This window comes from Rhodococcus sp. EPR-134 (assembly GCF_001647205.1).
In the GTDB taxonomy this organism is placed as follows: domain Bacteria; phylum Actinomycetota; class Actinomycetes; order Mycobacteriales; family Mycobacteriaceae; genus Rhodococcus_F; species Rhodococcus_F qingshengii.
The window spans coordinates 1-4,215 of record NZ_LVCT01000384.1 but is presented as its reverse complement, the minus strand read 5'-3'; the positions used below and the strand labels follow the sequence as shown (position 1 = coordinate 4,215).

Genomic DNA, 4,215 nt, shown 5'->3' with positions numbered 1-4,215 from the left:
ACCGAGATCCTCGATGGGCGGCGTCTCGTCCTCGTCGTACTCGTCGGCGATCTCACCGACGATCTCTTCGATGACGTCCTCGATCGTGACGAGCCCGGCGATTCCGCCGTACTCGTCGACGAGTATCGCCATGTGGTTGCGGTCGCGCTGCATCTCGGCCAGCAAGCTGTCGAGCGGCTTCGAGTCGGGAACGAAGACGGCGGGCCGCATGACGTCGCAGACGTTGACGTTCCGGCCGCCGTCGGGCAGGTGGTAGGTCTGCTTGACCAGATCCTTGAGGTAGACGACACCGAGCACGTCGTCGACGTTCTCCCCGATGACCGGCAGGCGCGAGTGACCACTGCGGACGGCCAACGACGTTGCCTGCCCGGCATTCTTGTCGTTCTCGATCCACACCATGTCGGTGCGGGGCACCATCACCTCGCGCGCCGACGTGTCTCCCAGTTCGAAGACGGACTGGATCATTCGGCGTTCTTCGTCGGCCACGACGCCACGTTCCTGCGCCATGTCCACGAGTTCACGCAACTCGATTTCCGACGCGAACGGGCCGTTGCGGAAGCCCTTACCCGGGGTCAATGCGTTACCCACGAGGATCAGGACGCGACTGATCGGCCCGAGCAGAACCCCGATCCACAGCAGTGGCAGCGACGCGGCCATCGCGATGGAGTACGCATGTTGGCGCCCAAGCGTTCTCGGTCCGACGCCGATGACCACGTACGAGACGAGAACCATGATCACCGCGGTGACGGTCAGTGCCCAGCCCAGCGAGAGGACGTCGATCAGGCCGCCCACGAGTACGACGGTGGCCGTGATCTCGCACAAAATGCGAAGCAGGACCATCAGATTCACGTATCGCGGACGATCGGTCAGGATGCGTTGCACTCGCGCGGCGCCGGCTCGCTCTTCCTTTGCCATCTCGTCGATCCGCGCCGACGAAATGGTGTTGAGCGCCGAGTCGACGGCCGCGAACACACCACCGACCGGGACAAGAGCAATCGCCAGAACAAAGAGCGCTATGGCGCTACTCACTACAGAACCCCCGGATAACTGTTATCGGTCCACTCCGTCGACGAAACCGGTCTTACCGAGCAGCTTCTGATCGCGTTCGGCCAGTGCTGCTTCGCGGTCGATACAGCGAAGGTCTTCGTACCACTCTTCGAGGAGGTTGTTCTGCAAGCCGAACATCTCCTTCTCCTCCTCCGGCTCCGCATGGTCGTAGCCGAGGAGGTGCAACACACCGTGGACGGTCAGGAGGGCAAGTTCGTGAGCCAGTGAATGCCCGGCCTTGTCAGCCTGATCCGCGGCAAAAGACGGACACAGCACGATGTCGCCGAGCATCGACGGCCCCGGCTCGGGGGAATCGGGACGGCCACCAGGCTCGAGTTCGTCCATCGGGAACGACATGACGTCGGTCGGGCCCGGCAGGTCCATCCAGCGAACGTGCAGATCCGCCATCGTCGCGGAGTCGACGAGAACCATCGACAGCTCGGCCGCCGGATGGACATCCATCCGAGCGATCACGAAACGGGCAACGCTGATCAACTCCGGTTCGGAGATGTCCATGCCCGATTCGTTCGAGACCTCGATGCTCATGTGCGGCGCTCTTTCCTGGGAAAAGTAGGGGTTGATGCGTCGCTCAGCCTACCGTCGCGGTGAATGAGCATGTGCAGCGCGGCGCTGCGCCCGGTTTCCGACCGCCAACTCGCCGGACCGATCCGATTCGTGACGCTCGTAAGCGTCGACGATGTGAGAGACCAGCCGATGACGTACGACGTCGCTGCTGTCGAGAGTGGCGAAATGAATATCGTCGATCCCGGTGAGGATTTCGGATGCCGCGCGCAGACCCGAACGGGCCCCGCCCGGCAGATCGACCTGGGTCACGTCTCCGGTGACCACGATCTTGGAACCGAACCCGAGGCGGGTCAGGAACATCTTCATCTGCTCGGCCGTGGTGTTCTGCGCTTCGTCCAAGATGATGAAGGCGTCGTTGAGCGTCCGGCCACGCATGTAGGCGAGCGGAGCGACCTCGATGACTCCGGCCTGCATCAACTTCGGAATCGCCTCGGGATCCATCATGTCGTGCAATGCGTCGTGCAGCGGGCGGAGATACGGATCGATCTTCTCGTGCAGCGTGCCGGGCAGAAAGCCCAGTCGCTCCCCGGCCTCGACTGCCGGCCTGGTCAAGATGATCCGAGAGACCCGCTTGGCCTGCAACGCCTGAACGGCCTTGGCCATGGCGAGGTAGGTCTTGCCGGTACCGGCCGGGCCGACTCCGAACACGATGGTGTTCTCGTCGATGGCGTCGACGTAGCGTTTCTGGTTGAGGGTCTTCGGCCGAATCGTCTTGCCCCGACGCGAAAGAATGTCGAGGGAGAGCACCTCGGCCGGAGATTCGCCGACCTCGTTGGTGAGCATGCCGATGGTTCGTCGAACAGCGTCCGGGGCAATGGGCTGCCCTCGACCGGCCAACGACGCCAATTCACTGAACACACGTTCTGCCAGCGCCACGTCTGCAGCCGTCCCCGACAAGGAGATGGTTCCGCCACGTACATGAATGTCGGCACGAAGCTCACGTTCGATCGCGGTGAGATTCTCGTCCGTCGCCCCCAGGATTTGACGCACGGTCTCCGGCGCCAGATCCATACTCGAACGGACGGTGCGCTCTGCGGGCAGAGCGCGCTCGGTGATGGTGGTTACACGGTTCCCGTCGAGTTCACTGTGTTCACTCACGTGGTGAATATGGCCTGCTTTCTGGTCCGATCAGCCCACTCGACTCGTGAGCCTCGATACTTCGAAGTCTAGCGCCAGAGTCGGACACGGCCCACTTGTTAATCGTCCCGGCCTAATCCTCGCGGCGACCGGACGGCAGCGATTCGCGGATCCACTCCGACGCTTCGGCGACGATCTCGGAGCTTCTGTCCGGACTGATACCCGCGATGACCAGGCACACGGCGGCAAAGGATTCGCCCGAGTCCGTGATGAGCCCACTGTTGGCCTGATCGAACAAAGTGATCGTGATCGCCTCGGTCATCGCTACCAGAGTCTCGGCCGGCAGGTATTTCGAGAAGGTTCCGTCACGCTGACCGCGCTCGACGACGCTGATACTCACGGCGCGCGCGGGCTCCATCAGATCGAGAATCCGCTGCTCCCCCAACTCTTTGCGAGCAAAGCTGAGCAGCATCCGGAAGCGATCACCGACCGGCCATGACAGCAATGCCAGTACGGCAGTCGCCAGATCCGGGCGCTCGGGCGGCTCGCCGGCTTGGCTCAGCGCAGCTACGAGATCGGTCGACGCCTCGTCCACGATGCCGTTGATCAGCGCCTCTCGGCTGTCGAAATGCGCGTACACGGTTCGCCTGACCACACCGGCGGCCTTTGCGACGTCGTCCATGCTCGCATCCGGATCAGCAGCGAACGCCGTGATCGCCGCCTCGATGATGCGATTGCGATTGGCCGCGGCCTGACTACGACGCTGCCGTCCGCCCGATTCGGCAGTTCCCGAAACGACTGTGCCCGAATGCGTCAACGCGCGTTCCACCTCTTTCGACTGCCCAACTGTGATCTAGGTCAATCATAGTTGCACATCGGTGTGCAAGTTATTAATTTACACATCAGTGTGCAAATAGATCGAGGAGTGTCTTCGATCATCAGGAACGGAGTCGCGTCATGACGACACTCATGAGCAAACCTGTCTCGGAGATGGACCAGCCGTACTCACGGCGGTGGGCCGCGCTCGGGGTGTTGTGCCTGAGTCTGCTGATCGTCGTGATGGCGAATACCGCGCTGATCGTCGCGGCGCCGGACATGACCAGAGACCTCGGCCTCACCAGCACGCAACTTCAATGGGTCATCGACGGCTACACCGTTCCCTACGCCGCATTGATGCTGCTGTTCGGCGTGATCGGTGACAAGTACAGTCGCCGCGGCGCACTTCTCGCCGGACTCGCCGTGTTCGCCGGCGGCGCCGTCTTCGGCAGCATCGCGGACACCACCAACGCCGTCATCGCGGCACGAATGATCATGGGCGTCGGCGCCGCGATCATCATGCCCGCGACGCTTTCGCTTCTGGTCGCTACCTTTCCCAAAGCGGAGCGATCACGCGCCATCGCGGCGTGGGCGGCGACATCGGGTCTCGCGATTGCACTCGGTCCGCTGTTGGCCGGATGGATTCTCGACAGTCATTCCTGGAGCATCACTTTCCTGATCAACGTCCCG

At 62.5% G+C, this 4,215-nt stretch carries 5 protein-coding genes; 1 reads left to right on the top strand and 4 read right to left on the bottom strand.

All coding sequences use genetic code 11. From position 1 onward, the window contains the following. The 4 genes from A2J01_RS17455 to A2J01_RS17440 form a co-directional block, all read right to left on the bottom strand. Positions 1-1,029, bottom strand: a 1,029-nt coding sequence (locus tag A2J01_RS17455; RefSeq protein ID WP_064113193.1) for a hemolysin family protein, incomplete at its 3' end; no start/stop codon positions are given. Positions 1,030-1,050: 21 nt separating this feature from the next. After that, positions 1,051-1,593, bottom strand: coding sequence for an rRNA maturation RNase YbeY (gene ybeY / locus A2J01_RS17450; protein WP_064113191.1), 543 nt, complete (start codon positions 1,591-1,593; stop codon positions 1,051-1,053). 48 nt (positions 1,594-1,641) lie between these two features. Then, positions 1,642-2,730 carry a PhoH family protein gene (locus A2J01_RS17445; protein ID WP_064113190.1) on the bottom strand — a complete coding sequence of 363 codons (1,089 nt, stop codon included), beginning with the start codon at positions 2,728-2,730 and terminating at the stop codon, positions 1,642-1,644. A 112-nt stretch (positions 2,731-2,842) separates the two neighbouring features. Further along, complete coding sequence (locus A2J01_RS17440) at positions 2,843-3,538, bottom strand: TetR/AcrR family transcriptional regulator (protein ID WP_007731067.1); 696 nt, start codon at positions 3,536-3,538, stop codon at positions 2,843-2,845. A 128-nt stretch (positions 3,539-3,666) separates the two neighbouring features. On the opposite strand from A2J01_RS17440, the gene A2J01_RS17435 reads away from it, so the two are divergent. After that, positions 3,667-4,215 (top strand): MFS transporter (locus A2J01_RS17435; protein ID WP_156519303.1); only part of this gene is annotated, 549 nt, incomplete at its 3' end.